Origin of the sequence: Actinoplanes sp. URMC 104 (assembly GCF_051386375.1) — a bacterium.
Lineage (GTDB): Bacteria > Actinomycetota > Actinomycetes > Mycobacteriales > Micromonosporaceae > Actinoplanes.
In genome coordinates this window covers 777,350-796,017 of sequence record NZ_JBPQTO010000011.1, presented here as the reverse complement: position 1 = coordinate 796,017, position 18,668 = coordinate 777,350, and the positions used below count along the sequence as shown (strand labels likewise).

The 18,668-nt window shown below is 73.7% G+C and carries 16 protein-coding genes; 12 read left to right on the top strand and 4 right to left on the bottom strand.

Annotation, left to right across the window (positions count from 1 at the left end):
- Positions 1-64 precede the first annotated feature (64 nt).
- The 6 genes from ACSNN8_RS29550 to ACSNN8_RS29525 all read left to right on the top strand — a co-directional run bounded on the left by ACSNN8_RS29550 (position 65) and on the right by ACSNN8_RS29525 (position 5,396).
- Entirely contained in the window at positions 65-727 is a 663-nt protein-coding gene (locus ACSNN8_RS29550) for a response regulator (protein ID WP_436653142.1), read from the top strand.
- 37 nt (positions 728-764) lie between these two features.
- The gene (locus ACSNN8_RS29545) at positions 765-1,469 is read left to right on the top strand and encodes a Clp protease N-terminal domain-containing protein (RefSeq protein WP_436653141.1); all 705 of its coding nucleotides are present in this window, start codon (positions 765-767) and stop codon (positions 1,467-1,469) included.
- A gap of 147 nt (positions 1,470-1,616) precedes the next feature.
- Positions 1,617-2,441: an alpha/beta fold hydrolase gene (locus ACSNN8_RS29540; RefSeq protein WP_436653139.1), complete on the top strand. Its 825-nt coding sequence runs from the start codon at positions 1,617-1,619 to the stop codon at positions 2,439-2,441.
- 67 nt (positions 2,442-2,508) lie between these two features.
- A complete protein-coding gene (locus tag ACSNN8_RS29535; RefSeq protein WP_436653138.1) occupies positions 2,509-3,480 on the top strand; it encodes a S1 family peptidase in 972 nt (323 codons plus the stop codon).
- Positions 3,481-3,603: 123 nt separating this feature from the next.
- Positions 3,604-4,572: an ATP-binding cassette domain-containing protein gene (locus tag ACSNN8_RS29530; RefSeq protein ID WP_436653136.1), complete on the top strand. Its 969-nt coding sequence runs from the start codon at positions 3,604-3,606 to the stop codon at positions 4,570-4,572.
- The gene (locus ACSNN8_RS29525; protein WP_436653134.1) at positions 4,569-5,396 is read left to right on the top strand and encodes an ABC transporter permease; all 828 of its coding nucleotides are present in this window, start codon (positions 4,569-4,571) and stop codon (positions 5,394-5,396) included. Before ACSNN8_RS29530 ends, ACSNN8_RS29525 begins: the two co-directional genes overlap by 4 nt.
- 36 nt (positions 5,397-5,432) lie before the next feature.
- Here ACSNN8_RS29525 and ACSNN8_RS29520 read toward each other — a convergent pair whose 3' ends face one another.
- Positions 5,433-8,732: a BTAD domain-containing putative transcriptional regulator gene (locus ACSNN8_RS29520; RefSeq protein ID WP_436653132.1), complete on the bottom strand. Its 3,300-nt coding sequence runs from the start codon at positions 8,730-8,732 to the stop codon at positions 5,433-5,435.
- Between the two features lie 1,577 nt (positions 8,733-10,309).
- Between ACSNN8_RS29520 and ACSNN8_RS29515 the strand changes: the two genes are divergently transcribed.
- The gene (locus ACSNN8_RS29515; RefSeq protein WP_436653130.1) at positions 10,310-10,468 is read left to right on the top strand and encodes a hypothetical protein; all 159 of its coding nucleotides are present in this window, start codon (positions 10,310-10,312) and stop codon (positions 10,466-10,468) included.
- A gap of 9 nt (positions 10,469-10,477) precedes the next feature.
- On the opposite strand, the gene tcuA is transcribed toward ACSNN8_RS29515, so the two are convergent.
- The gene (tcuA, locus tag ACSNN8_RS29510; protein ID WP_436653128.1) at positions 10,478-11,920 is read right to left on the bottom strand and encodes an FAD-dependent tricarballylate dehydrogenase TcuA; all 1,443 of its coding nucleotides are present in this window, start codon (positions 11,918-11,920) and stop codon (positions 10,478-10,480) included.
- Between the two features lie 90 nt (positions 11,921-12,010).
- Between tcuA and ACSNN8_RS29505 the strand changes: the two genes are divergently transcribed.
- Genes ACSNN8_RS29505 through ACSNN8_RS29495 form a run of 3 tightly spaced genes read left to right on the top strand, consistent with a single transcriptional unit; the run spans position 12,011 to position 14,959 of the window.
- Complete coding sequence (locus ACSNN8_RS29505; protein WP_436653127.1) at positions 12,011-13,000, top strand: tripartite tricarboxylate transporter substrate binding protein; 990 nt, start codon at positions 12,011-12,013, stop codon at positions 12,998-13,000.
- Positions 12,997-13,452: a tripartite tricarboxylate transporter TctB family protein gene (locus ACSNN8_RS29500; RefSeq protein ID WP_436653125.1), complete on the top strand. Its 456-nt coding sequence runs from the start codon at positions 12,997-12,999 to the stop codon at positions 13,450-13,452. Before ACSNN8_RS29505 ends, ACSNN8_RS29500 begins: the two co-directional genes overlap by 4 nt.
- A 1-nt stretch (position 13,453) precedes the next feature.
- Positions 13,454-14,959, top strand: a complete 1,506-nt coding sequence (locus ACSNN8_RS29495; RefSeq protein WP_436653123.1) for a tripartite tricarboxylate transporter permease — start codon at positions 13,454-13,456, stop codon at positions 14,957-14,959.
- A 2-nt stretch (positions 14,960-14,961) separates the two neighbouring features.
- On the opposite strand, the gene ACSNN8_RS29490 is transcribed toward ACSNN8_RS29495, so the two are convergent.
- Both ACSNN8_RS29490 and ACSNN8_RS29485 read right to left on the bottom strand, forming a co-directional pair.
- Positions 14,962-15,135, bottom strand: a complete 174-nt coding sequence (locus ACSNN8_RS29490; protein WP_436653122.1) for a hypothetical protein — start codon at positions 15,133-15,135, stop codon at positions 14,962-14,964.
- Positions 15,136-15,612: 477 nt separating this feature from the next.
- Positions 15,613-16,515 carry a TetR/AcrR family transcriptional regulator C-terminal domain-containing protein gene (locus ACSNN8_RS29485; protein WP_436653120.1) on the bottom strand — a complete coding sequence of 301 codons (903 nt, stop codon included), beginning with the start codon at positions 16,513-16,515 and terminating at the stop codon, positions 15,613-15,615.
- Between the two features lie 103 nt (positions 16,516-16,618).
- Here ACSNN8_RS29485 and ACSNN8_RS29480 point away from each other — a divergent pair, with 103 nt between their 5' ends.
- Complete coding sequence (locus ACSNN8_RS29480) at positions 16,619-17,356, top strand: ABC transporter ATP-binding protein (RefSeq protein ID WP_436653118.1); 738 nt, start codon at positions 16,619-16,621, stop codon at positions 17,354-17,356.
- Complete coding sequence (locus ACSNN8_RS29475; RefSeq protein WP_436653117.1) at positions 17,353-18,666, top strand: FtsX-like permease family protein; 1,314 nt, start codon at positions 17,353-17,355, stop codon at positions 18,664-18,666. Before ACSNN8_RS29480 ends, ACSNN8_RS29475 begins: the two co-directional genes overlap by 4 nt.
- Positions 18,667-18,668 lie beyond the last annotated feature (2 nt).

Sequence of the window (18,668 nt, the reverse complement as noted above, 5' to 3'; positions counted from 1 at the left end):
CGCGCGGGCGCATCGTCCTCGAGGAGGACCCCCGGGCGTACGGGGGCAGGGCAGAATCGCTGACATGGCCGAGAAGATCCGGGTGCTGATCGCCGACGACCAGACGCTGGTCCGCACCGGCTTCCGGGTCATCCTCGAGGCCGAGGGCGACATCGAGGTGGTCGCCGAGGCCGGCACCGGCGCCGAGGCCGTGCGCCAGGCGCAGCTGGCCCGCCCGGACGTGGTTCTCATGGACATCCGCATGCCCGAGCTGGACGGCCTGGCCGCCACCGAGGAGATCCTGCGCCACCGCGACCCGCCCACGATCGTCGTGCTGACGACCTTCGACCAGAACGAGTACGTCTACCGCGCGCTGCGCGCGGGCGCGGCCGGATTCCTGCTCAAGGACGCCCCGTCCACCCGCCTGATCGCCGCGGTGCGCGCGGCCGCCACCGGCGACTCGCTGATCGAGCCGTCCATCACCCGCCGGCTGGTCGAGCGGTTCGGCGCCCCGCCGCGCCCTACCGGGCCGCCGCCCGAGCTGGCCGCCCTCACCGACCGCGAGCGCGACGTGCTGCGCCTGATGGCCCGCGGGCTGTCCAACGCCGAGATCGCCGCCGAGCTGGTCGTGGCGGAGACCACGGTCAAGACCCACGTGGCCCGCATCCTGAGCAAGCTCGAGGTCCGGGACCGCGTGCAGGCCGTCGTGCTCGCCTACGAGACCGGCTTCGCCACCCGTCAACCCTGAGTTGACGGTGCCCATCGGTCAACCTAGGGTTGACGGCATGACGCAGACGACTCCGCCGGTCAGGCTCGACGACCTGATCACGGCGATCACCCGCAACCACACCGACGCCCTCGACCGGCTGACCGACGCGATGCTGCTGGCCGATCACCTCGGCGAGGTCGCCGACCACCTCATCGGCCACTTCGTCGACCAGGCACGCCGATCCGGCGCGTCCTGGACCGACATCGGCCGCAGCATGGGCGTCACCAAGCAGGCGGCCCAGAAGCGGTTCGTCGGCAAACCCGACACCGACATGTCGCGCGCCTTTCAGCGGTTCTCCCGGCCCGCCCGCACCGCGATCGTGGCGAGCATGGACGAGGCCAAGAAGGCCGGCAACGCCGAGATGACCCCCGCGCACCTCGTGCTCGGCCTGCTCGGCACCGAGGGCACCGCGACCGCAGCCCTGCGCGCCCAAGGCCTCGACCTCGGCCGGGCGCGCGAGACGGTGTCCGCGAGCCTGCCGCCGCGCGGCGACGCCGAGCCGGTGCTGATCCCGTACGACGCCCGCGCGCGCAAGGCGCTCGAGCTCACGTTCCGGGCGGCTCTGCGCCTCGGTGACGAGGGCGTGGGCACGGGACACGTGCTGCTGGGGTTGCTGGAGGAGGAGAACGGCGCGGGCGTGCTCTCCACAGTGGGCGTGGACGCCGCCGCGGCCGAGCATTTCGTCGCGAAGGCCGCCGCCGAACCGCCCGTCGGTGATTGACGGGCGTCGCTCGCGCCGGACGGGAGCGCTCCCGTCGCGGAATCCGGACGACCTTGATGTTCATCACGTGGTTCTGGTTTCGGGCCTGGTGGCGGCATAGCTTGGGGGCGTGCGCGGCCGTTCCGCGCACAGCGAAGGGGGACGGGAATGCCTTACATCACCACGAACGACGGCGTCGAGATCTTCTACAAGGACTGGGGATCGGGGCAGCCCATCGTGTTCAGCCACGGCTGGCCGTTGTCGGCCGACGACTGGGACACGCAGCTGCTGTTCTTCGTGCAGCACGGCTTCCGCGTCATCGCGCACGACCGGCGCGGGCACGGGCGGTCGTCGCAGGTGTCCGACGGGCACGACATGGACCACTACGCCGACGACCTGGCCGCGCTCACCGCGCACCTCGACCTGCACGACGCGGTCCACGTCGGACACTCGACCGGCGGCGGCGAGGTCGCGCACTACATCGCCCGGCACGGCGAGAGCCGGGTCGCCAAGGGGGTGCTCATCAGCGCCGTACCGCCCATCATGGTGCAGACCGAGAGCAACCCGGGCGGCCTGCCCAAGAGCGTGTTCGACGACCTGCAGGCGCAGCTCGCCGCGAACCGCTCGGAGTTCTACCGGTCGCTGCCGGCCGGCCCGTTCTACGGCTTCAACCGGCCCGGTGTCGAGTCCAGCGAGGCGATCATCCAGAACTGGTGGCGCCAGGGCATGATGGGCGGCGCCAAGGCCCACTACGACGGCATCGTGGCGTTCAGCCAGACCGACTTCACCGAGGACCTCAAGAAGATCACCGTCCCGGTTCTGGTCATGCACGGCGACGACGACCAGATCGTCCCGTACGCGGACTCCGCCCCGCTGTCGGCCCAGCTGCTCAAGAACGGCGTGCTCAAGACGTACGCCGGTTTCCCGCACGGCATGCCGACCACCCAGGCCGAGACCATCAACGCCGACCTGCTCGAGTTCATCCGCTCCTGACCGGGCCCGCGGAGCAACCCGCCGGTCGCGGTCCGTGACTGGCGGGTTGTTCCTATGATCTTCAGCGATGAAGACGCTAGCGAGGGTCGTCGTCGCGCTGGTCGCCGCAACGCTGGGGGCCGGGGCTCCGAGCATGCCGGCTCACGCGATCGCTAACGGTGATGACGTCGCCGACGGACAGTACGAGTTCGCGGTCAAGCTCACCGACATCGGCATCCCGACGGCCGACGGCGGCAAGCGCAACAGCTCGTGCTCCGGCGGGCTGGTCTCGCCGCGCTGGGTGCTCACCGCGGGGCACTGCTTCAAGGACGAGAACGACAAGCGGGTGTCGCGCCCGGTCGCGGACCGCACCGTCGCCACCATCGGCCGCGCCGACCTCACCGGGTCGGCCGGCTTCAGCGCCAACGTCGTGGAGGTCCGCCAGCACGGCGACGCGGACGTGGCGCTCGCCCGGCTCGACCGGCCGATCACCGCCATCACCCCGCTCCGGCTCAACCGCAAGAAGCCCGTCCGGGGCCTCGGCGTCCGGCTCGTCGGGTTCGGGCTGACCAACGGCAAGGCCAAACAGACGACCGAGCGCCTGCAGACCGGCCGGTTCCGGATCACCGACGTCGACCGGCTCGAGATGGGCATCGTCGGCACGGCGCCGCGCGACGACACCAGCGCCTGCCCGCACGACTCCGGCGGCCCGTACTTCACCGGCGGCCCGACCGGCCCGGCCGTGGTCGTCGGCGTGGTCAGCCGCGGCCCGCTCTGCCCGCACACCGGCGCGGACACCTCCGCCCGGGTCGACGCGATCGCGCCCTGGATCCTCTCCGTCATCGGCCCCGACCTGCGCGCCGCTGCCAAGCCCACCACCAAGCCGCCGGCCGCGAGCCCGCCCGCGCAGCTGCGGCAGCCCGAATCCGTCTCGCGCGCCGCCAAGGACGAGCCCGTGCCGCCGCTGCTCTGGCTGGCCGCCCTGCCGATCGTGATGCTGGTCGGCGCGCTCGTGATGTGGACCGTCAAGCCCCGCAAGGGCAGCCACCGCCGCCGCTGATCGGCCGTGTCAGCGGCACGCCCGCGGATGTCAGCGATATGTGCGCGGGCTGTCAGCGCCGCGCGGAAGTCTCTTCGCCGAGGGCCGCTGCCCCAGGGCGGCCCGCGACGGAGGGGACGAAAGATGAGCGATCTCGTGGTGCGCGCCGAGGGCCTGCGCAAGCGGTTCGGCAAGACGCAGGCGCTCGACGGGGTGGACCTGGCGATGCGCCGGGGCACGGTGCTCGGCGTGCTCGGGCCGAACGGCGCGGGCAAGACCACCGCCGTACGCGTGCTGGCCACCCTGCTGCGCCCGGACGAGGGGCACGCCGAGGTGGCCGGCATCGACGTGCTGAAACATCCCGGGCGGGTGCGCCGGCGGATCGGGCTGACCGGTCAGTACGCGAGCGTCGACGAGGACCTGACCGGCACTCAGAACCTGGTTCTCATCGGGCAGCTGCTCGACCTGACCACCCGCGACGCCAAGCGGCGCGCCGCCCAGCTGCTCGAATGGTTCGACCTGACCGAGGCCGCCGGGCGGATGGCCAAGACGTACTCCGGTGGCATGCGGCGCCGCCTCGACCTGGCCGCCAGCCTGGTCGGCCACCCCGAGGTGATCTTCCTGGACGAGCCGACCACCGGCCTCGACCCGGCCAAGCGCGAGGACATGTGGGGCGTCGTCCGCTCCCAGGTCACCCAGGGCGCGAGCGTGCTGCTCACCACCCAGTACCTCGAGGAGGCCGACGCGCTGGCCGACGAGATCGTGGTGGTGAACCACGGCCGGGTCATCGCGCACGACGACCCCGACGGGCTCAAGCGCCGGGTGGGCGGGCTCACCCTGCGCGTCCGCCCCGCCGACCCGCAGCGGGTCCCGGACGTGCAGCGGGTGCTCGACAAGGTGGCCGCCCCCGGCACCGAGGCCTCCGCGGACGCGTCCGCGGGCGCCCGCCCCGGCGCCGTCACGGTGCCGGTCACCGACGACACCGCCCTCGACGAGGTCGTGCCCGCCCTGCGCCAGGCCGGCGTCGAGCTGATCGACCTCGGCCTGCACCTGCCCCGCCTCGACGAGGTGTTCCACGCCCTCACCGAGACCCGGAAAGAGGAACTCGTATGACCACGCTCGACGTCTCCGCCCCCGACCTCGCCCGCGACCTCGACCGGCCCCGGGGCGGCTCGTTCGCGGCGCTCGTCCGGCACAGCGTGTCGCTCGCCCGCCGCAGCCTGATCAAGACGATGCGCACGCCGGAGGCCCTGCTCGACGTGACGCTGCAGCCGGTGATCTTCCTGCTGCTGTTCACGTACCTGTTCGGCGGCGCCCTCTCCGGCGGCGACCGGCAGGGCTACCTGCAGTTCCTGCTGCCCGGCATGCTCGCGCAGTCGCTGGCCATGGGCGGCATCGCGCTCGGGCAGAACCTCAACGCCGACATCGAGAAGGGCGTGTTCGACCGGTTCCGGTCGCTGCCGATCGCCCGGTCGGCCCCGCTGGTGGGCGCGGTCAGCGCTGACATCGTGCGCTACCTGACGGTGTGCGTGGTGATGCTCGGCTTCGGCATGCTGATGGGCTTCCGGGTGCAGACCGGCTTCGTGCCGGCGGTCGCCGCCATCGGGCTGAGCATCGCGTTCGGGCTGTGCTTCTGCTGGATCTCGGTGTGGGTGGGCATGCTGGTGCGTACGCCCGGGGCCGTCCAGGGCCTGATGTTCCTGCTGGTGTTCCCGCTGTCGTTCGGCAGCAACGTGTTCGTGCAGACCGACACGCTGCCCGGCTGGCTGCAGGCGTTCGTGCACGTCAACCCGATCACCCCGCTGGTCGAGGCGATCCGCGGGCTGCTCGTGGGCGGCCCGGTGGCGCACGGGCTGACGCTCACGCTGGCCTGGATGGCGGGGCTGCTGGTGGTCTTCGTGCCGCTGGCGCTGCGCGGCTACGCCCGGCGCGCCTGAGCGGCACGACGCCGCCCGACGAGGGGTGCGCCGGGCTCAGGCCTGGCGCGCCTCGACCGTCGCCGGCGGGGGCGCAGGTGGGCCGCCGGCGAGCTGCGCGTGCAGCCGGGCCGGGTCCACCTGGGCAGAGGCCGTCTTGCCGTCCACGCCCCAGCCGGACTCGTACGCCGCGGCGTAGCCGTCGTCGCCCAGCGCGGCGCGGCAGCGGGCGCTCAGCTCCCGGACCTGCACGTCGCTGCGGTCGTGGGTGCCGCGCAGCCGGGCCGCCGAGCCCAGCAGCCGGGCCGCCTCGGCGTGCCGGCCCCGGTGCGCGGCCAGCCCGGCGGCGGCCACGGCCACCAGCGCCAGGATCGGCATGTCCCGGCTCTCCAGAGCCGCCGGGTACGCCCGGAGCAGCGCCCTCTCCGCGCCGGCGGCGTCGTCCAGCTTCACGCACAGGGCCGCCCGCATGGCGCCGGCGATCGCCCGGCCGTGGTCGCCGGCGAGCGTGGGATCGGCCGCGAACTCCTCGTCGGCCCGGTCGAGCAGCTCACCCGCCCGGTCCGTGTCGCCCAGCCGCACCCACATGCCAGCCTCGAGCGCGTTGAGCAGCGTGATCAGCTCCGGCGTGCGGGTGCGCAGCGTCCGCTCCCGTGTCGTCTCGAGCAGCGCTATCGCCTGGTCGAACTCCCCGCGCCGCATGTGCAGGTCGATCCAGCGCAGATCGATGAAGATCTCGTCGCCCAGGCTCAGCGACCCGAACTGCCGCGCCAGCGCCCGGGCCTCGCTCAGGTCGGCCAGCGCGCCGTCGAGGTCGCCGTCGTACTGACGCAGCAGAGCGCGCATCGGCAAGGTCGTCGCCAGGCCCCACCGGTCGCCGCTGCGGCCGAAGTGGTCCAGCGCGGCGGCCACGTCCACCCGTACCTGCTCGAGGTCGCCCTCGTTCTCGGCGAACTGCGCCCGGAACAGGTGGGACAGGCCGGCGAGCCAGGTGTCCGGCCCCTCGGCGAGCCGCTGGAACAGGGCGAGCGCCGCGTCGGCCTGCCGCAGGAAGAACAGCGTCACCCCGGTCAGCGCGCCGGCCAGACCGGGCAGCGCGGGATGCGCGAGCAGGCGGTCGGCGAGGTCGCGCAGCTCGGCGTCGCCGCGTTCGATCGCCTCGGTCTCCTGCTCCGTCATCGCTCCGCGGCTGCTGATCCGGTTGAGCAGCAGCACCGCCTCGGCACAGTCGTGTTGCAGCGACGGCCCACCGGGCTGTGCCAGCGCCGCGGCCAGCCAGAACGAGGCGTCGGCGTGCCGGCCGAACATCTGCCAGTACCACGCCAGGTTCATCGCGAGCGGTACTGCGGCGTCGCCGTCGCCGGAGTCGCACAGGTGGCGCAGCGCGGCGAGCGCGTTGTCGTACTCCGCGTTCAGCACCCGCAGCGCGTCGAGCTGACCGGGACCGCGCAGCTGCGGGTCGAGCCGGGCGACGAGCTCCGACAGATACCGGGCCGCCAGGTCGCGTACGGAACCGAGCGCCCGCTGCTCGGTGAGCCGCTCGACGCCGTACTCGCGCAGGGTCTCCAGCATCCGGTAGCGGCCCTCCGCGGCCAGCTGCAGAATCGACCGGTCCACCAGGGCGGCGAGCAGCTCCGGGATCTCGGCCGGGGGCACCTCGGTGCCGGCGCACACCGCGGCCGCCGACGCCTGGGTCACGCCGCCCGGCAGGACGGCGACGCGTTCGGCCACCGTACGTTCGTGCTCGCCCAGCAGGTCCCAGCTCCAGGCGATGACCGCGCGCAGCGTGCGGTGCCGGGGCGCGGCGGTGCGACTGCCCGTGGTGAGCAGCCGGAACCGGTCGGACAGCCCCGCCGTGAGCTCGGCCAGCGACAGCGTGCGCAGCCGGGCGGCGGCGAGCTCCAGAGCCAGCGGCATGCCGTCGAGGCCGCGCACGACCCGCACCACGTCGGCCAGCGTCGTGTCGTCGACGTCGAACCCCGGGCGTACGGCGGCCGCCCGCTCGGCGAAGAGGCGGACCGACGCCGTCCGGCGGGCCTGCTCCACGCCGTCGCCGGGCTCGGGCAGAGTGAGCGGGCCCAGCGGCACCAGGGCCTCGCCGTCGATCGCGAGCGGCTCGCGGCTGGTCGCCAGCACCCGCAGCCGGTCGCAGCGCGGCAGCAGCGCGGCCACCAGGTGCGCGACCGCGTCGATCAGGTGCTCGCAGTTGTCGACCACGAGCAGCATCTCGCGCCCGGCGAGCTCGTCGAACTCGTCGCGCACCTTGGGGTCGAACAGGGCGGTGCGACGCAGCCCCACCGAGGTCAGCAGCGCCGCGGTGACCTTCGCCGGCTCGGTGATCGCGGCCAGGTCGACAAGCCAGGTGCCGTCCGCGTACTCGTGCCGGTGCCGGCGGGCCGCCTCGAGCGCGAGCCGCGTCTTGCCCGCGCCGCCCGGCCCGAGCACGGTGACCAGCCGGCCAGAGGCCAGCAGCGTGTCGATCCGCGCCAGGTCGTCGTCGCGCCCGACGAAGCTGGTCAGCGGCGCGGGCAGATTGCCCGCGACGGCCCCTGCTCCCGCGGGCCGCCCGGGGTCGCCGGCGGCCGGCGACCCGTTCGGCGAGCGCAGCAGCCGGGTGTGGCGCTCCCGCAACGCGGAACCCGGGTCGGCGCCGAGACGGTCCGCGAGGTCCGCGCGCACCCGCTCGTAGACCGTTAGCGCCTCCGCCTGCCGCCCCTGCACGGCGAGCGCATCCATCAGCAGCGCCGCCGCCCGCTCGTGCACCGGGTCGTCGGCGAGCAGATCGGTCAGCCGGGCGGCAGCCGCGGCCGCACTGCCCAGCGCCACCTCGGCCTCGGCCAGGTCGGCAGCCGCCTCGACCGACACCCGTGCCAGCCGCGTCGCGACAGCCGGCGCCACCTCCGCGACAACCGCGGGCTCCGCACCCGGCGGACCGGCCCAGAGCGCGGCCGCCTCCCCGAGCAGCGACACCGCGGCTCGCGGCTCACCCGTCCGCAGCCGCTCCCGGCCGTCAGCGGCGAGCCGCTCGAACCGCAGCGCGTCGACGTCCGCCGGCTCCACCGCCAGCCGGTAGCCGCTCGCCGTCGGCGCGACCGCACCCGGCGAGCCCAGCATCCTGCGCAGCCGCGACACCAGCGCCTGCAGGGCGTTCACCGGGTCGGCGGGCTGCTCCTGCGGCCACAGCGCGTCGACCAGCGCAGCCGTCTCCACCGCCCGCCCGCCGGCCAGCGCCAGCCGCACGAGCAGGCCCCGCACCCGCGCGCCCGGAACCGGCACGGCCGCCTCGCCGTGCCGCACCTGAAAGGCGCCCAGCAGCGTCACGCGCAGCCGTGTCGCCGAGTCCGCGCTCCCGCCCACGCCTGCGATCCTCCCGCGTGGGTGCCCGGGACCCAAATCCGGCGCGCCCGGTCTGTGGACGGGGGCGCCGGCCGGTATCCGGAGCGTCCACTCCTGTGGACGACGCCGGGCTTCCGATCGTCGGGGGCGGTAGCGTCGCGCCCCTCTACTTTCTTTCCCTGGGCGGGCGGGGGAGGCGGTGGGCTGGCTTGGGGAACAGTTGGCCGCGCTGGGAGGGGGTGGGCTGGCTCGGGAGACGGCTGGTCGCGCTGTGTGAGGGGGTGGGCTGGCTCGGGGGACGCTGGCCGCGCTGTGAGGGGGTGGGCGGGCCCCAGGAGACGGCCGGCCGCGCCGGGACGGGATGGGCGCGCTTTGGGACGGCTGGCCGCGCTGAGAGGGGTCGGGTTGGGGAGGCGGTGGGCTGGCTCGGGGGACGGCTGGCCGCTCTGTGAGGGGTGGGCGGGCCGCAGGAGACGGCCGGCCGCGCCGGGACGGGATGGGTGGGCTTTGAGACGGCTGGCCGCTGAGAGGGGTGGGCAGGCTTCAGGCGACGGCCGGCCGCGCTGGGAGGGGTGACCGGGCTTCGGGGGACAGCTGGCCGTGCCGGGAGGGGTTGGCCGGCTCGGGGGCAGCTGGGCCGCTGCCGACCGGACGACCCGGCCGGCGGTCCGGGCGGGGTCGATGGTGCGAGGCGCTGACGGGCGGTCCGGCGGTTGGCGACGCGGGCTTGTGGCGGTCGCAGGCCGAAGATGCCGGCGGCGGGCAGGCACTGGCGGACACGCCTGCGGGCTGGTCCGCAGCGCGTGGTTCCAGAACGCAGGTGTGCTGGAGAGGCCGACTCGTGCGGTGGGCGACTAGAGGTTCCCGTGGCGGCGGCGGTGAGCTGATGGGGGCGCGAGCGGGAGTACTGAGGCGTCGGCGAGCGAACCGTGTGCAGTGACCAGTGGACGCCGATGTGGTGGGCGGTGACGGTGGCAGGTGGGAGACGGCGATCTGCCGGTGAGCGAGGCGGCGGCAAGAGAGGCGGCTGCCGCTATTACGGCGTGACGCGGCGCAATTGCCGTGACAGTGGCCGCAAACGAGGCGGACGCAGGTGCTGCCACGGCGGCGCGGTCACGACGGGTTGGTTATGCGCTGTGATGTCGGCGGGGAGGTGCAGTCGCTGCGGCGCGGGGAGCGGGGTCCTGTCGGCGGGGAGGCGCGGTCGCTGCGGCGCGGGGAGCGTGGTCCTGTCGGCGGGGAGGCGCGGTCGCTGCGGCGCGGGGAGCGTGGTCGTGTCGGCGGGGAGGCGCGGTCGCTGCGGCGCGGGGAGCGTGGTCGTGTCGGCGGGGAGGTGCAGTCGCTGCCGCGGGAGGAGCGGGGTCCTGTCGGTGGGCAGGCGCGGTCGCTGCGGCGCGGGGAGCGTGGTCGTGTCGGCGGGCAGGCGCGGTCGCTGCCGCGGGAGGAGCGGAGCCATGTCGGCGGACCGGGCCGGGTCGAGCGAGGTGACGGCGGCCGAGGGAGCGCGGGCACGACTGCGGGAATCGGGGGTTGAGGCCAGCGGTTGGAGGAGCGCTGTTCGGGGCAATACGAAGCCTCTTCTACGTTAGGAAAAGGCTATGCGGGCGCTGCTGGTGACGCTGGGGATCGTGGCGATTGTGCTCATCGTGCTGGGGCTGGTCATCAAGGCCGTCAAGTGGCTGCTCATCCTCGGGCTCATCGCGCTCGTCGCGTCGATCGTTCTGGGTGTCGTGAAGGGCCGCCGGGCCCTGCGGTAGCCCGGCGGGTCAGGCGAGTTCGCCGGCGCGGCGGCCGAAGACGGCGCCGGCGGTGAGGCCGCTGCCGCCGGGATAGTTGCCGCTGAAGAGGCCGCCCAGCATCTCGCCGCAGACGAACAGGCCGGGCATCGGGGAGCCGGCGGTGTCGAGGACCCGGCCGTGCGTGTCGGCGCGCAGACCGCCGAACGTGAACGTGATGCCGCACGTCACCGGGAAGGCGGAGAAGGGCGCCGTCCGGATGGGCAGCGCCCAGTTGCTCTTGGGCGGGTCGGTGCGGGAGGCGCGGCCGTCCTTTACGGTGGGATCGAAGGGGATGCTCTCGTCGATGGCGGCGTTGAAGGCGGCGATCGTCCGGTGCAGGGTGCGGGCGTCGACGCCCATGCCTTCGGCCAGGGCGGTCACCGTGGGGGCGGTCACGACGGTGGCGCCGGGGGAGTCGTACTCCTCGGTGCGCAGCAGGGGGCGGATGGCGGCGTCGAAGACCTGGAACGCGATGCCCCGGGGCTGGGCCAGAATCTCCGCGCCGTAGCGGGCGTACGTGTAGTTGCGGAAGTCGGCGCCCTCGTCGAGGAAGCGGCGGCCGTCGAGGTTGACCACGATGCCCAGCGGATAGCTCTGCCGGGTCAGCCGGTTGGTCAGCTCGCGGTCGCCGGTGGGGGCGGCGCCCGCGTCCCAGGCCACGCTGTGACACGTGGACCAGTCACCGCCGCGTGCGGCGCCGATGTCCAGCGCCGCGCGCAGCATGTCGCCGGTGTTCAAAGGCGTTCCCCGTACGAGGGCCCGCTCCCAGCCGGGGCCGAGGTGTTCACGCCGCCAGGCGGGGTCGGCCTCGAAGCCCCCGGCGGCGAGCACGACCGACTCGGCCTCCACAACGGAGCCCGACGAGGTCCGCACCCCGGTCACCCGCCCGTCCGCCGTCACGAGGCCGGTGGCCCGCACCCCGTACCGGATCTCGATGCCGGCGTCGAGCGCCGCGCGGGTGTGCTGCTCCATCAGCCCCTGACCGCCGCCCGTGCTGCCGACGGCCAGCCCGCCCCAGAACGTGTGGCGCCCGTCGGAACCGCGGTACGCCTGCCGCTCGTACATCAGCCGGAACCGCAGCCCGAGGCTGTGCAGCCACCGGATCGCCGGGCCGCTGCCGGTGGTCAGCACCCGCGACAGCTCCGGATCGTTGCGCCCGCCGGTGACGCGGGCGAGGTCCTCGGCGAAGCTCGACGCGGGGTAGGGCGGCAGGTCGGTCGTCGGGTGGCGCTCGTCGGGGTCGACGAACTCCAGCACGTCGGGCAGGCCCTCGTGCGCGATCCGGAACGCCCCGGCGGTGTAGAAGCTGTTGCCGCCCGCCTCGGCCGGCGAGCCCTTCTCGAGCAGCACAACCCGCCGGCCGCGGGCGGCCGCGGCGTGCGCGGCGCAGAATCCGGCGTTGCCGCCACCGACCACCAGGACGTGCGTCACGCCGCCTCCCAGGGCAGGATGAAAGATCCAGGAACCTGAATCTATGTGAGGGTCGGGCGGAACGTCCACGAAAGCGTAGGTGGGATGCGGATGGCCTGGAAACCGGCGGCCGTGGGGCCGTACGTGGCGGCGGCGCTGGCGACCGTCGCGCTGGTGGCGTCCACAGTGTGGGGCAACGGCGAGGACGCGGGCTTCCTCAACGGGCGGCAGCTGCGGCTGATGGCGCCGGCCGCGCCCGGCGGTGGGTGGGACCAGACCGCCCGCGAGATGCAGTCGGCGCTGCGCGACGAGGTGGGGCGCACCGAGGTCTACAACGTGGCGGGCGCCGGCGGGACGATCGGGCTGAGCCAGTTCGTGCGGCTCGACGGCGACGCCACCCAGCTCATGGTGATGGGGCTGGTGATGGTCGGCGCGATCGAGAGCAACGACGCGCCGGTCGCGCTGGACCGGACGACGCCGCTGGCCCGGCTGCTCACCGACTACGAGGTGATCGTGGTGCCGGCGGACTCGCCGGTGCGGACGATGGGCGACCTCGTCTCGCGGATGAGGCAGGACCTGGGCAAGGTGTCGTTCGCGGGCGGGTCTGCGGGCGGCATCGAGCAGATCCTGGCGGGGCTGATCGCCGACGCGATCGGCGTGGACCCGGGCGAGGTCAACTACGTGGCGCACTCCGGCGGCGGCGAGGCGCTGTCCACACTGCTCTCCGGCCGCGCGACCGCCGGCGTGTCCGGGGTCTCGGAGCTCGAGGCGCAGATCGAGGCGGGGACCGTACGCCCGGTGGCCGTCTCCAGCCCGCAGCGGCTGCCCGCGTTGCCGGACGTGCCGACGCTCAAGGAGCAGGGCGTCAACGTGGAGCTCGCCAACTGGCGCGGGGTGGTCGCCCCGCCGGGGATCAGCGCCGACGAGGAACGCGACCTCGAGGACCTGCTGGTGCGGATGACGCGTACGGAGTCCTGGCGCGAGACGCTGCAGCGGCGCGGCTGGATCGACGCCACGCTCACCGGGCAGCAGTTCGAGCAGTACATCGAGACCGAGCGGCGCACCGTCACCGACGTGCTGGTGAAGATGGGGCTGGCATGAACGAGGAGTCGGAGAAGAGGGCCGCCGGGCTGCTCGGGATCCTGATGATCGTCGGGGCGGTGGTCGTGCTGGTCGACGCGGCCCGGCTGCGCGGCTCCGACGACGCCCTGGGCCCGGCCGCGGCGCCGACGCTGCTCGGTGTGCTGCTGGGCCTCCTCGGCGGCGGCCTGGCGTTCCAGTCGCGCCGTTCCCTGCGTACGCGCACCGGCGAGCACCGGCGCCTGGGACGGCTGGCGGCCCTGGTGGTCACGCTGATCGCGTTCGCCCTGTTGCTGCCGATCATGGGGTACGTCGTGTGCAGCGCGGGCCTGTTCGTCAGCGCCGCTCTGCTGCTCGGCGCCCCGCATCCGGCGCGCGTGGTGGCGTACGGCTGGACTCTGGCCGTCGTGGTTTTTCTGATCTTCGACGTGCTGATCGGGTTGTCGCTGCCGACCGGGCCGTGGGGGTTCTGACATGGGTGACCTGCTCACCGGCTTCGCCGACGCGCTGACCCCGGGCAACCTGCTGTGGGCGCTGGTCGGCGTCACGATCGGCACCGCGGTCGGCGTGCTGCCCGGCATCGGCCCGGCCCTCACGGTGGCGCTGCTGCTGCCCGTCACCTTCCGCCTGGAGCCCGCCGCGGCGCTCATCATGTTCGCCGGCATCTACTACGGCGGCATGTACGGCGGCTCGACCACGTCGATCCTGCTCAACACCCCCGGCGAGAGCGCCTCGGTGGCGACCGCGCTGGAGGGCAACCGGATGGCCCGCGCCGGACGGGGCGCGGCCGCCCTGGCCACGGCCGCGATCGGCAGCTTCGTGGCCGGCACCATCGGCACGATCGCGCTGTCGGCGTTCGCGCCGGTCGTCGCGGACGTCGCGATCCACTTCGGCCCGCCCGAGTACGTGGCGCTGATGGCGGTCGCGTTCGTGACGGTCAGCGCGCTGCTGGGACCCAGCCTGCTCAAGGGCGCCGCGAGCCTGGTCATCGGCGCGACGGTCGGGCTGGTCGGCATCGACACCCAGACCGGGCAGGCGCGGCTCGCGTTCGGCGTGCCGTCGCTGCTCGACGGCATCGACGTGGTGATCGTGGTGGTGGCGCTGTTCGCGCTCGGCGAGGCGTTCGCGCACCTGCTCGCCGGCACCGGGGACAGCCGGGTGGAGCCCGTGCGCGGTCATCCGGTGCTGTCGCGCGCCGACTTCCGCCGGTCGTGGCCGGCATGGCTGCGCGGCACCGCGCTCGGCTTCCCGATCGGCAGCCTGCCCGCGGGCGGCGCCGACGTGCCCACGTTCCTCAGCTACAGCCTCGAGAAGCGGCTGTCCAAGAACCGCGCGGAGTTCGGCCACGGCGCGATCGAGGGGGTGGCCGGTCCCGAGGCGGCCAACAACGCCGCCGCGGCCGGGGTGCTCGTGCCGTTGCTGACGATCGGGCTGCCCACCTCGGCGACGGCGGCGGTGATCCTGACGGCCTTCCAGTCGTACGGGTTGCAGCCCGGCCCGCAGCTGTTCAGCGAGTCCGGGGACCTGGTGTGGGCGCTGATCGCGAGCCTCTACATCGGCAACGTGCTGCTGCTGGTGCTCAACCTGCCGCTGGTGCGCCTGTGGGTGCGGCTGCTGACGATCCCCGCGTACGGGATCTATGCCGGGGTGCTGGTCTTCGCCTGCCTGGGCGCCTTCGCCGCGGGCGGCACCGTCGCCGACCTGATCGTGCTCACCGTGCTGGGCCTGATCGGTCTGCTCATGCGGGAGGCGGGCGTGCCCGTCGCGCCGGCCGTGGTGGGGCTGATCCTCGCGCCGCTGGCCGAGCAGCAGCTGCGCAGGGCGCTCGCGCTCAGTGAGGGCGACTGGACGGTGCTCGTGTCGTCGCCGCTGACCGTGATCCTGTGGATCGTGGTGATGCTGGCGCTGGCCGCGCCGCTGTTCGCCGGTTTCCGCCGGCGCCGGGCCGAGATCCCGGAGGACCTCGGCGACGACGCCTGAGCTCAGCCGCGAGCCTCGGGCTCCGGCTCGGCGGCCGCGTGGCGGCCCTCGGTCGCGGCCCGGCGCTCGAGCTCCTCGTCCTTCAACAGATACTTCTTGATGTTGACGGTCGAGCGGGCGCCGAGGTCGTCCGGCTTGGCGGCGTGACGGCCGGCCGGCTGGTTGGTGTCGGTCATGACCGCAAACCGTACCCTCTTCACCTTTTCTTGTCTCCTGCCCACGCCTGCCACATATCGGCACGGCCGGGTTCCGGACTCGATCGGATGATCGGCGGCCGGGGCGATCCCCGATGGGGGGGCGACGCTGAACGGTTGCTCGGTACCCGCGGCGCGCCCACCGGCCCACCGTGGTGGACATGGACGGCGTGCTGAGCTTCCTCGACGGCGGCAAGAACCTCTTCATGAGCGCGATCGGAGGCGGCTTGGTGACTCTGGCTCTCACCTACCCGTACGACTGTCCCCGATCTCGTGCCGGCTGGTCCCCGGACGGTGTGAACAGTCGACCTGCGAGAACATCTTCGGGTTCGATGCCTTCCTCGCCGTGCAGCGGCCGGAGATGTCGGTCATGGTGGCCTTTCTCGTCGCCGCGGTGTTCGCGTTCGTAGCGGCCGTGGTGGGCCATGTCGCCGGCAAGGAGACGTGAACCGGAGGCGCTCAGCCGGAGGCTGCGGACAGCAGGGTCTCGAGGCCGTCGAGGAGGCGCTGCAGGCCGAAGTCGAGCAGGATGTCCAGGTCGAAGTCCTGGTCGCCGGTGGCTATGAAGCGCGCCATCAGCGGTAGCTCGCCGGTGGCCAGGACGGCGGTCATGCGCTGCTGCTGGGCTGCCAGCCACTCGGTGTCGGTGATGCCGGTCTCCTGCTCGGCCTGGGCCTCCTCCTCGAGGTTGACCGCGGTGCCGCGGACGTAGTTGGCGACCGTCACGGCGGTGCGGAACTGCAGGGCCGGGGTGAGGCCGAAGCCCTCCAGGGCCCGCATCGTCCACTCGGTGTGGGCCATCGCGTGCGGGGCCAGCAGCGGGCGGGTGAACGAGACGGCCTGCGCCAGCCACGTGTGGCGGCGGTACATCGACCACTGCAGGCGGGCCAGCGCCTCGACGCAGGCGCGCCAGCCGTCGCGCGCCGGCGACAGGTGGGGCGGGGGAGGGTTGGCCGCCATGACCTTGTCCATCATGAACAGCACCAGCTCCTCCTTGTCGGCCACGTGGCGGTAGACCGACATGGTGGGGATGCCCAGCTCGCCGGCCAGGCGCCGCATCGACAGGCCGGTCAGCCCCTCGGCGTCGGCGATCGTGACGGCGGTGCGGACGACCAGGTCGCGGTCGGGCGCGGCGCCGGGCAGCACGGCCCCGGCGGCGACGACCGTGCCGACGCCCGGCCGGGCCCGGACCAGGCCCTCGTCGCGCAGCTGGGCGATCACCTTGGTGGCGGTTGCCATCGCCACGCCGTACTCGGCCATGATCTGCCGGGTCGACATGATGCGCTCGCCGGGAGCGGGCTCGCCGGCGGCGATCCGGGCGGCGAGCTCGGCGGCGATCCTGCGATACACGGGGATGTCCATCCGGGCCTCCTGGTGCACTAGAGCACCTCACCCTAGTGCACTAGCTCGATCGGGGTGCTAGCACTACCGCGTTCAAGGGTAGTGCGCTCGTACGGTGTATCCCATGACGGACATCGTGAAGGTCGAAGAGCTTTACAAGACGTACGACGGCGGCGTGACCGCCCTGGACGGGGTCACCGCCGGGTTCGCCGCGGGCAGCTTCACCGCGGTGATGGGACCGTCCGGCTCGGGCAAGAGCACGCTGCTGCAGTGCGCGGCGGGGCTCGACCGCCCGACCGGCGGCCGGGTGTTCATCGACGGCGCCGAGCTGACGGCCACCAAGGACACCCCGATGACGAAGTTCCGGCGGGCCCGGGTGGGCTTCGTCTTCCAGGACTACAACCTGCTGCCCTCGCTCACCGTCGAGCAGAACGTGGTGCTGCCGCTGCGCCTGGCCGGCCGCCGCGCCGACCGGCGGCGGGTGCGCACGGTGCTCGAGCAGCTCGGGCTGGGCGACCGGACCGGCGAGCTGCCCGAGCGGCTCTCCGGCGGCCAGCGTCAGCGCGTGGCCGTCGCCCGGGCGCTGGTCGCCGAGCCCGCGGTGATCTTCGCGGACGAGCCGACCGGCGCGCTCGACCTGCGCAGCGCCCGCGAGGTGCTGGAGCTGCTGCGGTCGGTGGTGCACCAGTTCGGGCGCACGGTCGTGATGGTCACCCACGATCCGGTCGCCGCCGCGTACGCCGACTCGGTGCTGTTCCTCGCGGACGGCCGGCTGGCAGGGTCGCTGCACGCGCCCACCGCGGACGCCGTCGCCGAACGCCTCGCCCATCTCGGCGACCGCGCGATGGGAGCGGTCGCATGATCGCCGTCGCGCTGCGCAACCTGCGCCACCGCCCCGGCGGCTTCGTCGCCACGTTCCTGTCCGCGTTCCTCGGCGCCGCCCTCATCATGGCGTTCGCGTCGCTGATCGACACCGCCGCGGACGCCGACGCGGTCAGCAGCGAGTCGCTGAGCACCACGGCGAGCATCGGCGGCGGCTGGTGCCTGGTCATCGTCGCGTTCGCGGTGACCTCGACGCTGAGCCTGGCCGTCCGGCAGCGCGCCGACCAGATGGCCGTGCTGCGGCGCGCCGGCGCGACCGGGCCGCAGCTGCGCCGCATGATCGTGGGGGAGGCGCTGCTGATCGCGCTGGCCGCCTCGGCGGTCGCGGTGCCGGCCGGGTTCGCGCTGGGCCGGCTGCTGGTCTCGCTGCTGCACGACACCGGGCAGGTCGCCGGCACGGTCGACGCCGCGTTCGGCGTGACCGCGCTCGGCGCCGGCTTCGGGGTCACGCTGCTGGGCTCGTTCGCGGCCGGGGTCGCGACGGCCCGGCGTACGTCCAAGCTCGGTCCGCGACGGGAGCGGCCGCTGCTGCGGCGCATCGGCGGAGGGCTGTTCCTGCTGACCGGCGCCAACTGCGCGGTGCTGACCGCCACCCTGATGGACGGCAAGGGCATCGACGCGATGCAGACGGCCGGGCAGGCGGGCATCTGGTCGTCGGTCGGGCTGGCGCTGCTCGCGCCGGAGCTGCTGCGGCTGGTCACGGCCGTGCTGGGACCGGTCGTCCGGCTGCTGGGCGCCGCCGGGGAGCTGGCGGTCACCGGGGTGCACGCACGGACGCGGCAGCTGGCCTCGGCGGTGATGCCGGTGCTGCTGTTCACGGGCATCGCGACGGCCACCGTCTACATGCAGGGCATCGAGGACGACGCCGCGGCCGGGCAGGTGCAGCCCGACTACGCGCAGGACATCAAGACGCTGAACTACGTGGTCATCGGCATGATCACGCTGTTCGTGGCGATCATGCTGGTCAACACGCTGATCGCGGCCACCGTGCACCGCCGCCGCGAGTTCGCCCAGCAGCGCCTCGCCGGCTCCACCCGGGGCCAGCTGCTCGCCATGGTGTCGCTCGAGGGCGTGCTGGTCACGGTGACCGGGGTGCTGGGCGGGCTGGTCGCGTCGACGGCCACGATCCTGCCGTTCGGCTCCGCCCGCGCCGACCGGGTCTGGCCGGACGCGTCGCCGCTGCCGTTCGCGCTGATCGCGGCGACGGCGGTCGTGCTCACCGCGTTCGCCATGATCCAGACCACGAGGCGTACGGTCCGGGGGCCCGCCACCGTCGCGGTCCGCGCCTGATG